The sequence below is a fragment of the Paenibacillus anseongensis genome (assembly GCF_009757995.1).
In the GTDB taxonomy this organism is placed as follows: Bacteria; Bacillota; Bacilli; order Paenibacillales; family NBRC-103111; genus Paenibacillus_E; species Paenibacillus_E chondroitinus.
This window is the reverse complement of sequence record NZ_WSEM01000004.1, coordinates 527,383-541,609: the sequence shown is the minus strand read 5'-3', so window position 1 is coordinate 541,609 and position 14,227 is coordinate 527,383. Positions and strand designations below refer to the sequence as shown.

Below are 14,227 nucleotides of genomic sequence, written 5' to 3'. Positions count from 1 at the left end.
TTCATCCATACATCATCTAGATGAATGACATATAGTAATTTTGTGAAGGGAGGGATAGACATGAGTTGTGGATGCGGAACAACCTACAATGGAGCTGCTGTAGTCCTCGTTTTATTCATCCTCTTGGTTATCGTATTAAGTACCTTCGGATTTGGTTGGTAATGACGATTACAAGCGGCTGGGACGATGAATTCGTCTCGGCCGCTTACTTTTTTATGAGCTTTTACGTTATAATGAAAGCCTGTATCAATCTCTACATATATGACCTATTCAGGATGGAGACGAGGTATTGTGGCTACTCCGATTTTAACCATTGTGGTCCCTTGTTATAACGAAGAAGAAGTTCTTCCGGAAACGGTATTCCGGCTTAGCGGTGTCATCGACGCCCTCATTACCGATCAACTGGTCGCAAGTACAAGCACCATGCTTTTGGTTGATGATGGCAGCAAAGATGCAACGTGGTCGCTGATCGAACGCTTTCACGCCTCTAACTCCTTTGTTACCGGGCTAAAATTGGCTCGAAACGCGGGACATCAAAGCGCCTTGCTTTCCGGTCTTATGCACGCCAAATCTTATTCCGATTGCGTGGTATCCATTGACGCGGATCTGCAGGATGACACGGATGTGATCCGAGAGTTCGTTCTCAAATTCCGTGAGGGCTTCGATATCGTCTACGGTATCCGGCAGGACCGGTCTGCAGATACCTTTTTCAAACGGGCAACCGCGCAAGGTTTTTATAAGCTAATGACTTCCCTTGGGGTAAAAATACATTATAATCATGCGGATTTTCGCTTAATGAGCAAGCGTACTCTCGATAATTTGGAGAAATTCCAAGAGGTTAATTTATTCTTGCGGGGCATGGTGCCGTTGCTTGGTTTCCCATCCACTCAAGTATATTACACTCGGAAAGAACGTTTCGCTGGAGAATCCAAATATCCGCTGCGCAAGATGCTTGCCTTCGCTTTCGACGGCATCACATCTTTCAGCGTAACTCCGATCCGTTTCGTTACATTAATGGGATTCGTCCTGTTTCTTCTTAGTGTCGTTGCCGCCCTCTATGCTATTGTCGGTAAACTGCTTGGAGCGAATGTTACTGGCTGGACTTCACTGGTCTTATCGGTTTGGTTCATTGGCGGTGTGCAGCTGCTGGCGCTTGGTTTAATTGGCGAATACATAGGAAAAATTTATAAGGAAGTGAAGCAAAGGCCGCTTTTTGTCATTGAAAAAGTATTGAAAGGGAGCGCTCAGGATGCTCAGGAGCAAGAGGAGCTGCCTGCTGTAAACCCTCCCTCCATCCCAGCTGCTTCAAACCGCCGATAACATGATACAACAACGATTATTAGCATTGTTATCAGGAAGCTTCCTACGATTTTTACTTGTCGGCGTATTCAATACGTTGGTTGGCCTTTCCGCCAGTTTCGTTTTTTTCAATGTGCTGCATCTGAACTATTGGCTCTCGACCTTCGCTGGGAATACGCTTGGCGCAATCGTCAGCTACACGCTAAATCGCACGTTTACGTTCCGTTCTAAGGCCAGTGTGGGCAGCAGTTGGTGGAAATTTGCGATCGTTATTTTAAGCTGTTATGGCTTGTCTTATAGCTGCAGTCTGCTCTTGGCTGAAGCCGCAGGTGTACTGTGGCCTGAGTTGCGGGCGGATTGGCTGCACAATGGCGCTATTTTGGTTGGAAATGGCTTGTACACCATTGGGAATTATTTGGGGCATAAATATTTTACATTTCGGGCTAATGGTCCCACCAGCCGTGGGGTATCCTAATCACCAAGAGGTGATGCCTAATGGCACGTAGAAGAAGCAACCGGGCCATCGTGCCCGGATCCGAACATGGACTCGGAATTCTTAAAGCTCAAGTCATGCGAAATCAAGGATACAATGTAAATCCAGAGCGGCCTGATTTGGTCAAATATGAGGTCGCCCGAACACTGGGTGTTCCCCTTCAGCAAGGGTACAACGGCCAATTGAGCTCGGAAGACGCGGGCAAGGTTGGCGGTCCTATCGGCGGGGCGATGGTCAAGGAGCTCGTGCGCATGGCGCAGCAGAAATTGGCGGAGCAGCGACCTCCGCATTGATCCGCTTCCCAAGAGATGCCATAATCCGCCGCGGCTGCACATAAACTAATAGCAAGCTGCTTGCAGCGCTATTTTCTATGCAAAAGTCAGGTGATGATGGTCGATGAATCCTCCAGGCAACCGTCCGCCAAAGCCCGATTGGAAAGGGCTCACGGCGCAAGCCGGCGATGTGCTGGGCCCTGAATTCTGGCAGGACATTGCCAGTATCATCCCGTTAACCGGGCCAAGAATCGATATGTATGAAACACCGCAAGAGCTTGTCGTTGTCGCAGAGGTTCCCGGGTTATCCGCCCCCGAGCAGATTCAACTATCTTTTCGCGATCAATCGTTGTTAATCCGGGGACATCTGGTCCGGCCTTATCAGGTGCTTGATGAGCAAATGAGGCTGTCCGAGCGTTTCTTCGGAGCTTTTGAGCGAACCATTCGCTTACCCGGAAGAGCTTTGACCGAACAAATGCGGGCGCAGTATCATAACGGTCTGCTCATTATCCGCATTCCTTTGGCGCCACCCGATGGGGAAAAGGTTATTCCTATTCAGTTCACATAACGTTCAACCGCCTTATGCCGCCGGAGACGCTGTCACCTGCCCGCAATAGGATCAGGTTGAGCGTTATTTGTTTTGGGATTTTCGGAAAAGAGAAATGAATCTTCGTTTGTCCCCATATAATTAAAAAGAGAACATTCGGAAAAGCGGATATGGAGGGGATTATTGTGGTACGCATCCAATTTCAATCAATTCATATCGACAGCCTCGCGGCATCATCCAGTGTGAACAAGGGAACGAATCGGATCGTCGGCAGGCGGCACTCCGTGAAGACCAATCAGGGACTCGGAGAAGTGAGTGGCGAGGGCAATGTTGTAATCGGCGGCAACCATGTCGTTAGCGATGGGGACCGCATTGATTTCCAACCTTTTATCCGAAAGAGCTGAGAATCAACCATGTGGTTTCAAAAGAAAAAAACGCCGCCTCCCAAACCACCAGGAGCCAGAGAGGTGTCGCCACCACCTTCACCAACCGGAGCGACCTTACACGCTAGATCTGAGCCCACTTCTACTACTACGTCTTCCCTTACTGTTCAACAATTAGAAAAGCGCCTGAAAAAACTAGAAGAAGAGTTATCCAACCTGACCGCCAAGCATCCGCAGATTCATATAGATACTCTGCATGTTCATCAGCCTGTCTTAGAAAATCTAACCTTTCGTTTGGATCACTTGGATATCAAGGAACTGAGCGGCTCCTTAAATCTGGGTAACAACTTCGGGGCTAAGCCCAATGAGAAAAAAGGCCCTCACGATGAGGCAATGGCACGTGCTCAAATGACAAAAGAGCCGCCCATAGGTGCTTCAAGGCCAGCCCCTCCCCCTGCTAAGGGACCGTCACCCGCTTCAGCGGAGCCGAGCAGCGACGGCGCGGCGTCTACGACAGAGCGTACCGCCACTGGCTATAAGTACACACCACAATCCAAAACGAAATGAGGTGTTTCGCCTTTGTCCTCCTTCATGTCACCGACGTTTATCATCGGCTCGATCCGAATCGGATCGGTTGAAAGTGCATCCTGTATCAATATGGGCAACAATTGGCCAACCGATTTTCAGAGCAACCAGAAGACTGTACAAGGTTTTGGCGCTGTGGAAGGCGACAATAACCAATTAGTCGGAACACGCTCCATGCTCAATGACTCCGACTTCCTCGACATGCTCAATGTCGGCGATAATGAAACGCCGGATTGGCTTCAGGAGATGATTACTGCGCAGGCGGAAGCCTCCGGCTTTAACCCAACGCCAGGAGCCAAGAAGCCGGAAGAAGTCATCAGCACAACACAAACGCCTGACTAAAGGTGAATGGAAGCTGCCTTTTAGACCCGGCCAATAACGAGATCTCCTTTGGTGTAAGGCGCGTCGATAATATCATTATCATGAACCGTGTTAACATTATTCACTACATAATTGTTCTCGCCGCTTACTTCGCCTAAGCCGGAATTCGCTTTGCCGCTTGTTGTCCAATACACCTGTGTATTCGTCCCGATAAAAATGCCAGAAGCATCCGATATCGCATTCACATGAATAGCGTCAAACTGAATAAGCGGCGGATCTAGCGGAATGGCCGAAAGAGCTGCTCTCTGCATACGACTCACCTCACTCGATTAGGCTTGATTCGTGACAGCCGGTTTGAAGTCCTGATCATTAATTGGAGCATCAATAAAGTCATTATCAAAAATCAAATTCACGATGTTGGCGGATATCGAATTCCCGATGAATTCACCGGTTCCGTAATTGTTCTTACTGTGGGAATCCCAGCTCGACTGTGCATTCTCACCGATCCCGATGGTGGCATTTGTATTCTGATTGTTGATATTGATCATGTTAAAAACGATGGAACTCGGCATAGTGCTCACTCCTATCATGGGTTGACAAGGCTATGGGATAAATCCTGTATCCTAGCCTATTCATTCGTCAACTAATTGGTGTACGAATAACCAGAAGGTCGTAAGTGCGAGGAGTCCACTCGGTCTTGATATAAACAAAAAGGGCTGCACCATTTTGGCACAGCCCTCACCTTTTACCTTACTACCAGAAGCCACCGAAGCCTGGGCCAAAGCCAGGGCCGAAACCACCAAAGCCAAAGCCTGGGCCAAAGCCTCCAAAGCCGAAGCCTGGGCCAAAGCCACCACCGAATCCAAAAGGCGAAGTACCAATTGCTAACAGATCAAACAGTACCAAAGGGATAATCGCTTTAACTTGAACTGTTTTACCTTTTTGTGGAGCTACGATCAACGTGTTTCCACTGATTCTTACCAATTTACCGGACACGCTTGTTCCGTCTTTCTTAAGAGCCACAATTTGTTTACCGACCAATTTACGAACGTCTTCTTTACGAATTTGGGATGCCACGAAACGTCCACCTCCTTTTAGCCACCAGGGATACATTGCTCTACAGTGTACTCCTGTGTAGGTAACATCGCTTGGATAGCTGTCCACCCACTTGGAAAAATAGTCGTTTGTCTATAAAAAAATGCCATTTTTCCAGGCTATACACCTAGAAAAACAGCATTTTATCAATAATGGCTTATCCCTTACGAATCTTTCCAAGCTCAGTTGTGATAGCGTCGATCTCGCTGATACTGAATCTATCTTTGCTTGCGACCATGTCGTACAAATCTTTGAGGTCCTCATACACTTCCGCTTTCACATTAGAAGCCTTAATGGAGCCTCCCGTAGCCATGCGCAGCTTCCTCTTTATTTCTTCAAACATAAATTCCACGTTCTCTTCCGACCACTGATTTAAATCCATATTAGACCCTCATCCTTCCCAGCTGTTCTTTTCCCTATATTAATGCACATGGGGGCTAATGTAAAATACAAGCTTCACATAGGCAAAAAAAAGAAGAAAGACCCTCGTCTCTCTTCCTTAACTAGTTATATGGCATTGGTGATCGGCACATGCGGACCCACCATTTTGACAAGCGGTCGCTGCTGCTCATAAGAATCTAGGTCCAAGCTTACGCAAATGAGACGAATGTGCTCATCAGCCAGCTTGCGGGCTTCTTCATAAGTAATTTTAAACTGGATGCAATACGAGATGAGGCCGTGTAAAGACATAAACAAATTCCAAGGAAGAGTAAACTTTCTGCTTTCGAAACCAGGCTGGTCCGTAACAACCTGACGAACGACGATGGAGAACATTTCGAGGCATTGCGCTTGTTCGGTACGGGAATACTGCTGAAGTTCAGGTTCATTCAGCATGAACATCATTTCATAGTGGTTCGGATTGCTAAGTCCAAACCAGACGAACTCCATCATTAACTTTTGAAGCAAATTCACGCTAAATCCATGTTCACGCACGATCATTTCTCGTTGACGCTGCATCAGCATGGAGAAATCGTCTTTAATTAACGCGTAAAACAATTCCGCTTTCTCAGTAAAATGATAATATAACGCACCATGACTGTAACCCATTGCTTTTGCGATGCTGCGCATCGTTAAAGCGCGATAGCCAAAAGTGGCGAACAAATCCCGCGCCTCGGTAAGTATTCGTTCTCTGCTAAGCTCTTGCGCGACTGCTTTCCTAGCCATTCCTATCCCTCCGCATCCTTAGCCTATTTAATTTTGTTTAGTCTTGAACCTGCCTATTCGGGCAGGTTCTTGTGAACGATGTACTCGTTCTCTCCAGCGATAATAACACCTTGACCTTGCGTAAAATCTGTTGCCCAGTTGATAAAAGCATCCGCTGCCGCTGCCAAAGGATAGCAAGTTACTGTAACTTTGTCAGTAAAATCAATATCCCCGAGAAGCATTCCCTGATTTCTCAGTTCATTCTCGATTTTGCCATACCACGTATAATCAACCTCAATCATCACCCTCTGATGATTCACTTTGTAAATCGGTTGTGCAGCTTCAATGCCCACCACGGCTCCATCCGTATAAGCCCGAATGAGTCCGCCCGCGCCGAGCATGATGCCACCGTAATAACGGGTTACGACGATTGCGATATTCTTGAGCCCTTGATGCTTAATCACTTCCAGAATCGGCTTACCTGCCGTGCCGCTCGGTTCTCCGTCATCAGACTGCTTCTGAATCTGGTCCCTGTCTCCGACGACATACGCACTGCAGTTATGTGTAGCCGTTTTGTGTTCCTTCTTGATCGCTTCAATAAAGTGGATAGCCTCTTCTTCTGACTCCACAGGCTTGGCATGACCGATGAAACGCGACTTCTTGATGATGATTTCCGACGATCCGTACGATTGGATTGTTTTGAAATTTGCTAGCATAGCCGACCTTTCTTGGTAGAAGGAAACAACTGTTTCATTACATTCTACACACATCTTTTGACTTCGACAATATTGTAAGAAAATTTACCACATAAATAATGGTAATTTTATATGAAAAAAAACGACCTATCCGATTGGATGGATCGTTTTGGTTCGATACGTTCGTCATTTACTTCTCTAAACGTGCTTCCAGCTCCGCTTTTTCTTTCTCATAACCAGGTTTACCTAGAAGCGCAAACATGTTCTTTTTGTAAGCTTCAACGCCTGGTTGGTCAAAAGGATTCACGCCCATCAGGTAACCGCTGATGCCGCATGCTTTTTCAAAGAAGTACACCATATATCCGAAGGAGTAAGGCGTCATATCCGGCAGCGTAACGATTAGGTTCGGCACGTGTCCGTCCGTATGAGCAAGCATGGTTCCTTGGAACGCCTTTTTGTTCACGAAATCCATCGTTTTTCCGCTTAGGAAGTTGAGACCGTCCAAATCGTCAGCATCTGTACCGATCGTAATATGATCAGCCACTTGGTCGACTTGAATCACTGTTTCAAACAAAATGCGATTGCCGTCTTGAACGAATTGGCCCATGGAGTGAAGATCTGTCGAGAAGTCTACGGAAGCCGGGTAGATACCTTTGTAGTCTTTCCCTTCGCTTTCGCCGAACAGCTGCTTCCACCATTCCGAAACGAAATGCAAGGACGGCTCATAGTTAACGAGAATTTCAATCGTTTTGCCTTTGCGGTAAAGCGCATTACGAACAGCAGCGTATTGATACGCTTGGTTCTCGCTAAGCTTCGGATTCGCGAACTCGCGCTGAGCATCCGCAGCACCTTTCATGATCGCTTCCACATTAATACCAGCTGTCGCGATTGGCAGCAAGCCAACAGCTGTCAGTACGGAATAACGTCCGCCTACATCATCCGGGATGACGAAAGATTCGTAGCCCTCTTCATTGGCCAGCGTTTTCAAAGCGCCTCTCGCTTGATCCGTTGTTGCGTAGATACGTTTGCGAGCGGCTTCTTTGCCATATTTCTTCTCAAGCAATTCACGGAAAATACGGAACGCAATCGCCGGTTCTGTTGTCGTCCCGGATTTCGAAATCACGTTAACGGAGAAGTCCTTGCCTTCCAACAATTGAAGAAGGTGTGTTACATATGTAGAGGAGATGTTATTTCCAACGAAATAAATCTCAGGCGTTTTTCTTTTATCTTTAGGCAAAATGTTATAGAACGAATGAGAAAGCATTTCAAGCGCAGCGCGTGCTCCTAAATAAGAACCGCCAATCCCAATGACGACAAGCGCTTCGGAATCGGATTGAATTTGTTTAGCAGCCGCTTGAATGCGAGCAAATTCCTCACGGTCATATTTCTCAGGCAGATCCACCCATCCTAAATAATCAGAGCCGGCACCTGTTTTGTTATGCAGCTGATCATGTGCCAGTTCTACCTGTCCAGACAAATAATCAACCTCATGTTGGGATAAAAAGGACAATGCCTTGCTGTAGTCAAATTGTAGCTTAGAGCTCAATATGCTCGCCTCCATCTCTATTTTTTTCCTTTTCCTAGCATACTTATTTGCTTGTACAAAAGCAAGTAAAGAAGGCATTCACAGGTTAGATTTCCCATGATAAAATGATTCCAGAGGTGAATGATCATGAAACGTATCGGCTTTATCGGACTTGGCACAATGGGCAAACCCATGGCTGCTAACCTTATTCAAAAAGGTTTTATGGTAACCGTTTATAATCGTACTCCCGAAAAAGCGGACGAGCTAGCTCGTCTTGGTGCTGAAGTGGCTGCAACACCCGCCGATGCCGCCCGTCATTCAGATGTACTGATTACCATGCTTAGCAATGACGCTGCTTTGTTGGATATATTCTACAGCGAAGAAGGCGTTCTAAGCGGTATTCATCCAGCCCTTACGATTATTGATTCCAGTACCGTTTCCCCACAAACAAGCCAAAAGCTGGCCGAGGAGCTTGCCGCCCATTTCGTCGATTTCCTCGATGCACCTGTCACAGGCAGTAAGCCTGCTGCCGAAGAGGGTTCGCTCGCGTTCATGGTCGGCGGCAGCCAGGAAGTGTTTGAAGAACATGAGCAGTTGTTCCTTGCGATGGGCCGTAAAGCCCTTTATCTAGGTCCTTCCGGCTCAGGTTCCTATGCCAAGCTTGCCAACAATACCATGGTGGGTATTAACCTGCTTGGTTTTGCCGAAGGCTTGTCTATTGCATCCAAAGCAGGGGTTAACCTCGAGAAATTTCTAGAAATTGTCCGCTCTGGCGGCGCAAACAGCCGAATAGTCGACCTCAAAGGCGATAAAATATTAAATCGCGATTTCAGCAATCAATTTTCCTTGAAGCTGATGCTCAAGGATCTCTTGCTTGCTCAAGGACTCGCTAGTAACTTCCAATTACCGGTTCCACTACTGCAAACAACGGCGGGCTTATTCCAAATGGGATTAAGCAAGGGCCTTGGCGATGAAGATTTGAGCTCTGTCATCCAATGCTACGAAGACTGGATGGGGCAGCAAATCGCGAAACCTAGCGAACCTGCTGCTGTCGATGAAGAAAAGTCGGCATCTCCGCTTTCTGGGCGTGAACGCCGTCGGAACACGCGTGTGAAGCTGGACATCAACTTGAAGTTGTCCATCTATCAATGGGAGCAGGAAGGTTCCTTCTCCGGTCAAAACATTGACGGCACGCTGTTCGACTTATCGGAAAGCGGACTACAAATCACTACCGCTGCGCCACTTGCACCGGATATGTTCATCGTCATCCACTTCCCACAGGAAGCGGAGCTCCCGCCAATCACCGCTCGCGTGATTCGGATTGAGACGGATGGCGATAAATTCCGCTATGGCTGTATGCTTTCCGGCCTGCCGCCTTATGTGCGGATTAAGCTGGAGAAGTATATTGAAGAGCATATTGCTTATGCATTGTAGAGGTTAGTGGAAGTACATGAAAATATGAAAACATGCGTGAAGAAAACCGTCTTTCCTTATGGGAGAGACGGTTTATTTGTTTTGGAGACACGGGTGTTTTGGAACAAAATACCTATTAGCTTAAATGCAAGAATAAGAGTCGGTAAAGACTCTTATTCTTACAGGCTCATCACAGTTGCCCGGATGCTTTCCGGAGCTCGTCCGCCAAGCGATGAAACTCCGCTCTAGCTTCTGCATCTTCAGTGCTTGTCCAAGCGGCGGACAGAAACATAATGATTTTATCCGCATCTTCACTACTCATCATATACTCCCCTTTCCCTTCAATCTGATCAAATCTCGTGAGATCGCTCCCTTCAATAATACGAATCAGTTTGTCCGCATAGAGCGGATCGGTTGCGTAACCTGCTTGCTGCATCTTCAGACAGGCCAATCGGAAGTCCAGTTCATGCAAGACATTGGCATACCTGGGATTTTGGGTGAGAAAATAGGAATGATCACGAATGCTTTCATACCAACTGTCATAAACACAGAAGCCATCTACAATTTGCAACCATCTGCCGTTAATAAACTCCTGAGTAACTAACTGTTGCCCGCTCCCCTTGATGCCAAACAAATTGTTGCCTGGCGCATGGTTACCCCAACCGCTTTCCAAAATGGCCTGAGCTATCGTCACGCTAGCCAAAATACCGAACTCCCGCATATTCGCTTGTGCAGCAAGTGCCACTTGCTCGATAAAACGATCTTTGTTCATAGACCTTCACTCTTGTTGCGAAGCACTTGAATCATTTGTTTCAAAAAGCTGGGTAGCGGCAGCCCTAGCCGTCCATAATTTTCAGTGATTGAGATAAACTCATTGGCCAAGTAAAAATAGATTGCCCCCGTCATCATGATATTCGTGTCGAGTAATAGGTCCATGCGGTGAGCCAGCATGATGACAAGCAGCATCATTCCTTTACGGGTAAGCCCCCAGAAGCCAACTTGGCTGTTCAGACCGCGCTGTTCCTTCATGGAGGCCGCAATACCTGTGACATAGTCTACGGCGATTGTCATCAGGAAGAGTCCCAGCAGCTCACTCACCCCGCCGAAAGCATAGGTCACACATGCGCTAAGCGCAGCCAAAATCGAGCTGAACATAACTTGGTTCATCGGTTTCGCTCCTTTCTTTTGAGATGGGAGGAAGAATGGTTGTATTTTCAAAATATTTACCATGAGATAGATGCCACACCCTCCATGCTGTTCGCTGATTCGACGGTCATTTTTAACTCCCAATACTTGTTGATGTTGGTCGTTTTGTGGGTAAGACTGTCTGTGAACAATGTCTTAAATTGATCAATCGTATGTGGCTGAAGCTTCTTGCTAGCTTTCCAAATGATAGGTTCAGAGACTAGATCAGCTATGATTGCGTTGAGCATCGTATTGAGATTCGTTTGTGCTTCGTAGACGAAGTCGTAGGTGTGGTTTACGCCTAAGACGTTGGAGGTGAAACCTGCTAGTATTGCTGCGTTGCAGGCTGCGTTGAGTTCGGCTGTTTTTGAGCGTTTAGCGTTGGCGATTTGGGACTCGGGGGTCGGCTGCATGGCTTTCCATGCTGCTAGTAGTTCTTTTTCAGTTGGTTGAGCGGCTTCAAGGTTCCATTGTGCGATATATGGACCGTTGCCGTCTGAATCGTCTTGGACGATGAAGTCTAGCAATGGGTTAGCTTGTGGGTACAAATGAATGATTACTTCAGCGACGTTCAATATAGTCTCCTCCTTTATGCGATTTGGGTAATATCCAAGGTTGTATTCGTGGCGACAACTGTGGCACTTGAAGTTACAACATAAACCTCAACGTACGAGCCTGTTGCAAAATTAACCTGCGTTACAAAGTTAAGCATAGGTGCCGAATTGCTCGACCCATTATCAGCCCTTAATGTCTTGTAAGCTGCACCGTTTGCATAGACAAATATCGTACAACCCACACCTGCCCCCATACCCGGGCTGAAATTCAATGTGCCAGAGATAAGATAAGTCCCTGAGTTCTTCACTGTAAATCTACTTAAACCAGTATCATATTCAGACAAGTTATCTAAGTTTTCATTTTGATACAGAACTTTTGTGGCAACTCCCGCACTTATATTTTGAGTTACTGTGTTTATAGCAGCTAATCTACTTCTGCTGGCATAGGTATTATCTCCCCAAGGGTTAATAACTCCCCCAAACTGCCATTGAATATCATAAGTTCGCCTTGCCACGATTTCATTGGCACTTACACGCGCTTCAATATCCGCTTGATTCGTACACAGCACATCGACAACTGTTTTGAGGTTACTGGCCACTTGACCCGTTACGGCTTGCACTGGCGTAGATAATAGATATTGGTCTAGTACAATATAAGAGACTTCATATGTTGCTGTTGGGTCAAACGCACTTTTATGTAAGACAGGTTTAACAATGCCCCTAGTAACGACATCGGAATAATTTAATGTCCATGTAGAGTCAACTGCTATTAAGTTTCTATTTGACTGGGATTCAATCTTACCATTTTTAAAAATGTTGATTATTTTAGATATTGGGCTTTTTAAATAAGTAGCTGTATCCCTTGTATCATTTACAGTGAAGTATATGCCATCAATACTATTTAATGGCATCTTCTCGCGCAACTCGATACCTTGCCCCACTTCAATTTGATTCAGTCCCTCATGAAGTGATATGCTACCATCAATTTGAATTTCTTCAAATGTTGGAGTTACAAGTTGGTAGGTTAGTTTGTAAAAAGGGAGAATCGAGTTCCTGACTGTAGGGAGGTTCGGAGTCCAACCGCCTAAAGTACCATTAGGATTACGAACATACCAATATTTTGTGCCGCTCGTATACGGAGTAGTGCCATCCGTTATATTACCACTCATCTTCCAACCATAAAAATATGCTTGGATCTCTTGAGGTGTAGGGGTATAAGAATCTCCCCAACCAGAATCAGTAGAAGAAATGGAAATATAAAAAAAACCGTTAGACTGTAAGTCAGACTGATCCCCCGCTGTCAATGGAGCGGTTTCTCCTATAATTTTACCGTCGTATTTCACCAACCTTTGAGAAGAAGGAATGGAGTTAGAAAGTGCACCAAATGATACATATTTCCATCCTGTCCCGCCTCCGCCGTAAATCCAGGGAAGACTGCCATCCAGCACAACATCCTTAAAACGCTTCTCAACAAAGTATTTCCCTTCACGTTTAAACAGCGTGTCATATACTTTACCATCCACACTTGAAGCAAGTTGCACGTTAGGAAACGCAAGCATATCGTCATTTCGCGGCTTAAATGGCTTCGCAGTTGAGCCAAGGTTTAGCATAAGATTTGATACAGTGCCACTTCCATATCCATTAACAAAAACACATATACTTGAGTTGTTACCTGTATTAAATGTTCTTTCATTTGTGGAATAAGCTGATATAGCTGTAGAAGCTGTGGAATCAAAAACAGCAACCGTTAATCCTGTAGTTGTAAATGATAAAAAATAATCTTTATTCGGTATTACAGGTATATTCACATTTAGCCAAGCACCTGAAGGTATTGTTGCTGGTTGACTATAGACATAAGGTGAAACAACTATTGTCGTGGAATTAACTGTCCACTCATTAAAAGGCGGTAGTAAGTTCTCCCCATACTTAATTACATATGGCGAACTCACATGCTTTGCATCGTCTACATACGGGTATTTCATAGCAATTTGTGCTGCTGTCATACTGCCGATGGCTGTATATTCTGCTTGTGTAATTTGATACATTCGGAATCCATCAGCACTAAATGTCTGGCCATTTGTTGGAGTTATTGGCGTTACAACAGCGGGATAAAATGCAGTGACTCCACTAAGTTGTGCAGGATTCGCAGTAACATAGATGGTTTGGAAAATTGAATTTGGTACAACTGAAGTCCCCGTCGATGCCCCAATCCCACCCACTGCATTTTCGAAAGACATTGCTAAAGCAGGAACATTTCCTATTACTTCAGCAACAAGGATGTAATATTTGGTATTATCAATTGGATAGCCTCCTCCCCCTTTATTATTGCGGATTTGTGCATTAGCTCCTACTACTGTTGCCTTGGCTGAAGCTGAACCATACTTATATTCTGTAGTGTCCAATGTAACAGACGAGCCACTTGCACCAATCCATGTTCCAAGTTCTCCAATATTCCCATCCCGCCCCAACAAATTAACCAACGTCCGCCCCGTTATCCGTAAATTTTCCAACGGTGCCGTCTGCGGTACATCAACCACCTGCAGCCCGTTCACTAAATTCACGGGGGTCGGAGCCGCGTCGGCGAACTGTGCGCCGAGCTGTGCATCAACTTTATCCCAGTTATCGTTGAGCATTGTATTAATATCAAAGGTATCATTCCCGTCCGTAGACGGGTTTTTCTTATAAAATCCCAAGTTCGTGGTCGTGCTAGGCATAAG

The 14,227-nt window shown here is 46.0% G+C and carries 20 protein-coding genes; 9 read left to right on the top strand and 11 right to left on the bottom strand.

Annotated elements, in window-relative coordinates; genetic code table 11:
* The first annotated feature begins 60 nt into the window (after window positions 1-60).
* From GON05_RS04490 to GON05_RS04455, 8 genes are all read left to right on the top strand, one after another.
* Entirely contained in the window at window positions 61-162 is a 102-nt protein-coding gene (locus GON05_RS04490; protein ID WP_157317989.1) for a YjcZ family sporulation protein, read from the top strand.
* Between the two features lie 99 nt (window positions 163-261).
* The gene (locus GON05_RS04485; RefSeq protein ID WP_157317988.1) at window positions 262-1,320 is read left to right on the top strand and encodes a glycosyltransferase family 2 protein; all 1,059 of its coding nucleotides are present in this window, start codon (window positions 262-264) and stop codon (window positions 1,318-1,320) included.
* 1 nt (window position 1,321) lies between these two features.
* Complete coding sequence (locus GON05_RS04480; RefSeq protein WP_157317987.1) at window positions 1,322-1,774, top strand: GtrA family protein; 453 nt, start codon at window positions 1,322-1,324, stop codon at window positions 1,772-1,774.
* Between the two features lie 20 nt (window positions 1,775-1,794).
* A complete protein-coding gene (locus tag GON05_RS04475; protein ID WP_127455491.1) occupies window positions 1,795-2,085 on the top strand; it encodes an alpha/beta-type small acid-soluble spore protein in 291 nt (96 codons plus the stop codon).
* A 103-nt stretch (window positions 2,086-2,188) separates the two neighbouring features.
* Window positions 2,189-2,632, top strand: a complete 444-nt coding sequence (locus GON05_RS04470) for an Hsp20/alpha crystallin family protein (protein WP_157317986.1) — start codon at window positions 2,189-2,191, stop codon at window positions 2,630-2,632.
* A 164-nt stretch (window positions 2,633-2,796) separates the two neighbouring features.
* Window positions 2,797-3,015, top strand: a complete 219-nt coding sequence (locus GON05_RS04465) for a hypothetical protein (RefSeq protein ID WP_157317985.1) — start codon at window positions 2,797-2,799, stop codon at window positions 3,013-3,015.
* A gap of 273 nt (window positions 3,016-3,288) precedes the next feature.
* Window positions 3,289-3,561, top strand: coding sequence for a hypothetical protein (locus tag GON05_RS38780; RefSeq protein WP_185157186.1), 273 nt, complete (start codon window positions 3,289-3,291; stop codon window positions 3,559-3,561).
* A 24-nt stretch (window positions 3,562-3,585) separates the two neighbouring features.
* Window positions 3,586-3,921 (top strand): hypothetical protein, encoded by a 336-nt coding sequence (locus GON05_RS04455; protein WP_157317983.1) that lies wholly within the window; start codon window positions 3,586-3,588, stop codon window positions 3,919-3,921.
* A gap of 20 nt (window positions 3,922-3,941) precedes the next feature.
* Here the strand turns inward: GON05_RS04455 and GON05_RS04450 are convergent, their stop codons facing one another.
* From GON05_RS04450 to GON05_RS04420, 7 genes are all read right to left on the bottom strand, one after another.
* Window positions 3,942-4,211 carry a hypothetical protein gene (locus GON05_RS04450; protein ID WP_157317982.1) on the bottom strand — a complete coding sequence of 90 codons (270 nt, stop codon included), beginning with the start codon at window positions 4,209-4,211 and terminating at the stop codon, window positions 3,942-3,944.
* Window positions 4,212-4,229: 18 nt separating this feature from the next.
* Window positions 4,230-4,472 (bottom strand): spore germination protein, encoded by a 243-nt coding sequence (locus tag GON05_RS04445; RefSeq protein WP_157317981.1) that lies wholly within the window; start codon window positions 4,470-4,472, stop codon window positions 4,230-4,232.
* Between the two features lie 181 nt (window positions 4,473-4,653).
* A complete protein-coding gene (locus GON05_RS04440) occupies window positions 4,654-4,977 on the bottom strand; it encodes a 50S ribosomal protein L33 (RefSeq protein ID WP_181646636.1) in 324 nt (107 codons plus the stop codon).
* A 175-nt stretch (window positions 4,978-5,152) separates the two neighbouring features.
* Window positions 5,153-5,377, bottom strand: coding sequence for a DUF1128 domain-containing protein (locus GON05_RS04435; RefSeq protein ID WP_157317980.1), 225 nt, complete (start codon window positions 5,375-5,377; stop codon window positions 5,153-5,155).
* Between the two features lie 125 nt (window positions 5,378-5,502).
* Complete coding sequence (locus GON05_RS04430; RefSeq protein WP_127455483.1) at window positions 5,503-6,159, bottom strand: TetR/AcrR family transcriptional regulator; 657 nt, start codon at window positions 6,157-6,159, stop codon at window positions 5,503-5,505.
* A 53-nt stretch (window positions 6,160-6,212) separates the two neighbouring features.
* Window positions 6,213-6,854, bottom strand: coding sequence for a YigZ family protein (locus tag GON05_RS04425; RefSeq protein WP_157317979.1), 642 nt, complete (start codon window positions 6,852-6,854; stop codon window positions 6,213-6,215).
* 169 nt (window positions 6,855-7,023) lie between these two features.
* Complete coding sequence (locus GON05_RS04420) at window positions 7,024-8,379, bottom strand: glucose-6-phosphate isomerase (protein WP_157317978.1); 1,356 nt, start codon at window positions 8,377-8,379, stop codon at window positions 7,024-7,026.
* A gap of 126 nt (window positions 8,380-8,505) precedes the next feature.
* On the opposite strand from GON05_RS04420, the gene GON05_RS04415 reads away from it, so the two are divergent.
* Window positions 8,506-9,792 carry an NAD(P)-binding domain-containing protein gene (locus tag GON05_RS04415; RefSeq protein ID WP_157317977.1) on the top strand — a complete coding sequence of 429 codons (1,287 nt, stop codon included), beginning with the start codon at window positions 8,506-8,508 and terminating at the stop codon, window positions 9,790-9,792.
* 169 nt (window positions 9,793-9,961) lie between these two features.
* On the opposite strand, the gene GON05_RS04410 is transcribed toward GON05_RS04415, so the two are convergent.
* From GON05_RS04410 to GON05_RS04395, 4 genes are read right to left on the bottom strand one after another with little or no spacing between them, the layout of a single operon-like run.
* Window positions 9,962-10,543, bottom strand: coding sequence for a glycoside hydrolase family 73 protein (locus GON05_RS04410; protein ID WP_157317976.1), 582 nt, complete (start codon window positions 10,541-10,543; stop codon window positions 9,962-9,964).
* Window positions 10,540-10,938 (bottom strand): phage holin family protein, encoded by a 399-nt coding sequence (locus GON05_RS04405; RefSeq protein WP_157317975.1) that lies wholly within the window; start codon window positions 10,936-10,938, stop codon window positions 10,540-10,542. Before GON05_RS04405 ends, GON05_RS04410 begins: the two co-directional genes overlap by 4 nt.
* A 56-nt stretch (window positions 10,939-10,994) precedes the next feature.
* Window positions 10,995-11,531, bottom strand: coding sequence for an XkdW family protein (locus GON05_RS04400; protein ID WP_157317974.1), 537 nt, complete (start codon window positions 11,529-11,531; stop codon window positions 10,995-10,997).
* A 14-nt stretch (window positions 11,532-11,545) separates the two neighbouring features.
* Complete coding sequence (locus tag GON05_RS04395; protein WP_157317973.1) at window positions 11,546-14,224, bottom strand: hypothetical protein; 2,679 nt, start codon at window positions 14,222-14,224, stop codon at window positions 11,546-11,548.
* Between the last annotated feature and the right edge of the window lie 3 nt (window positions 14,225-14,227).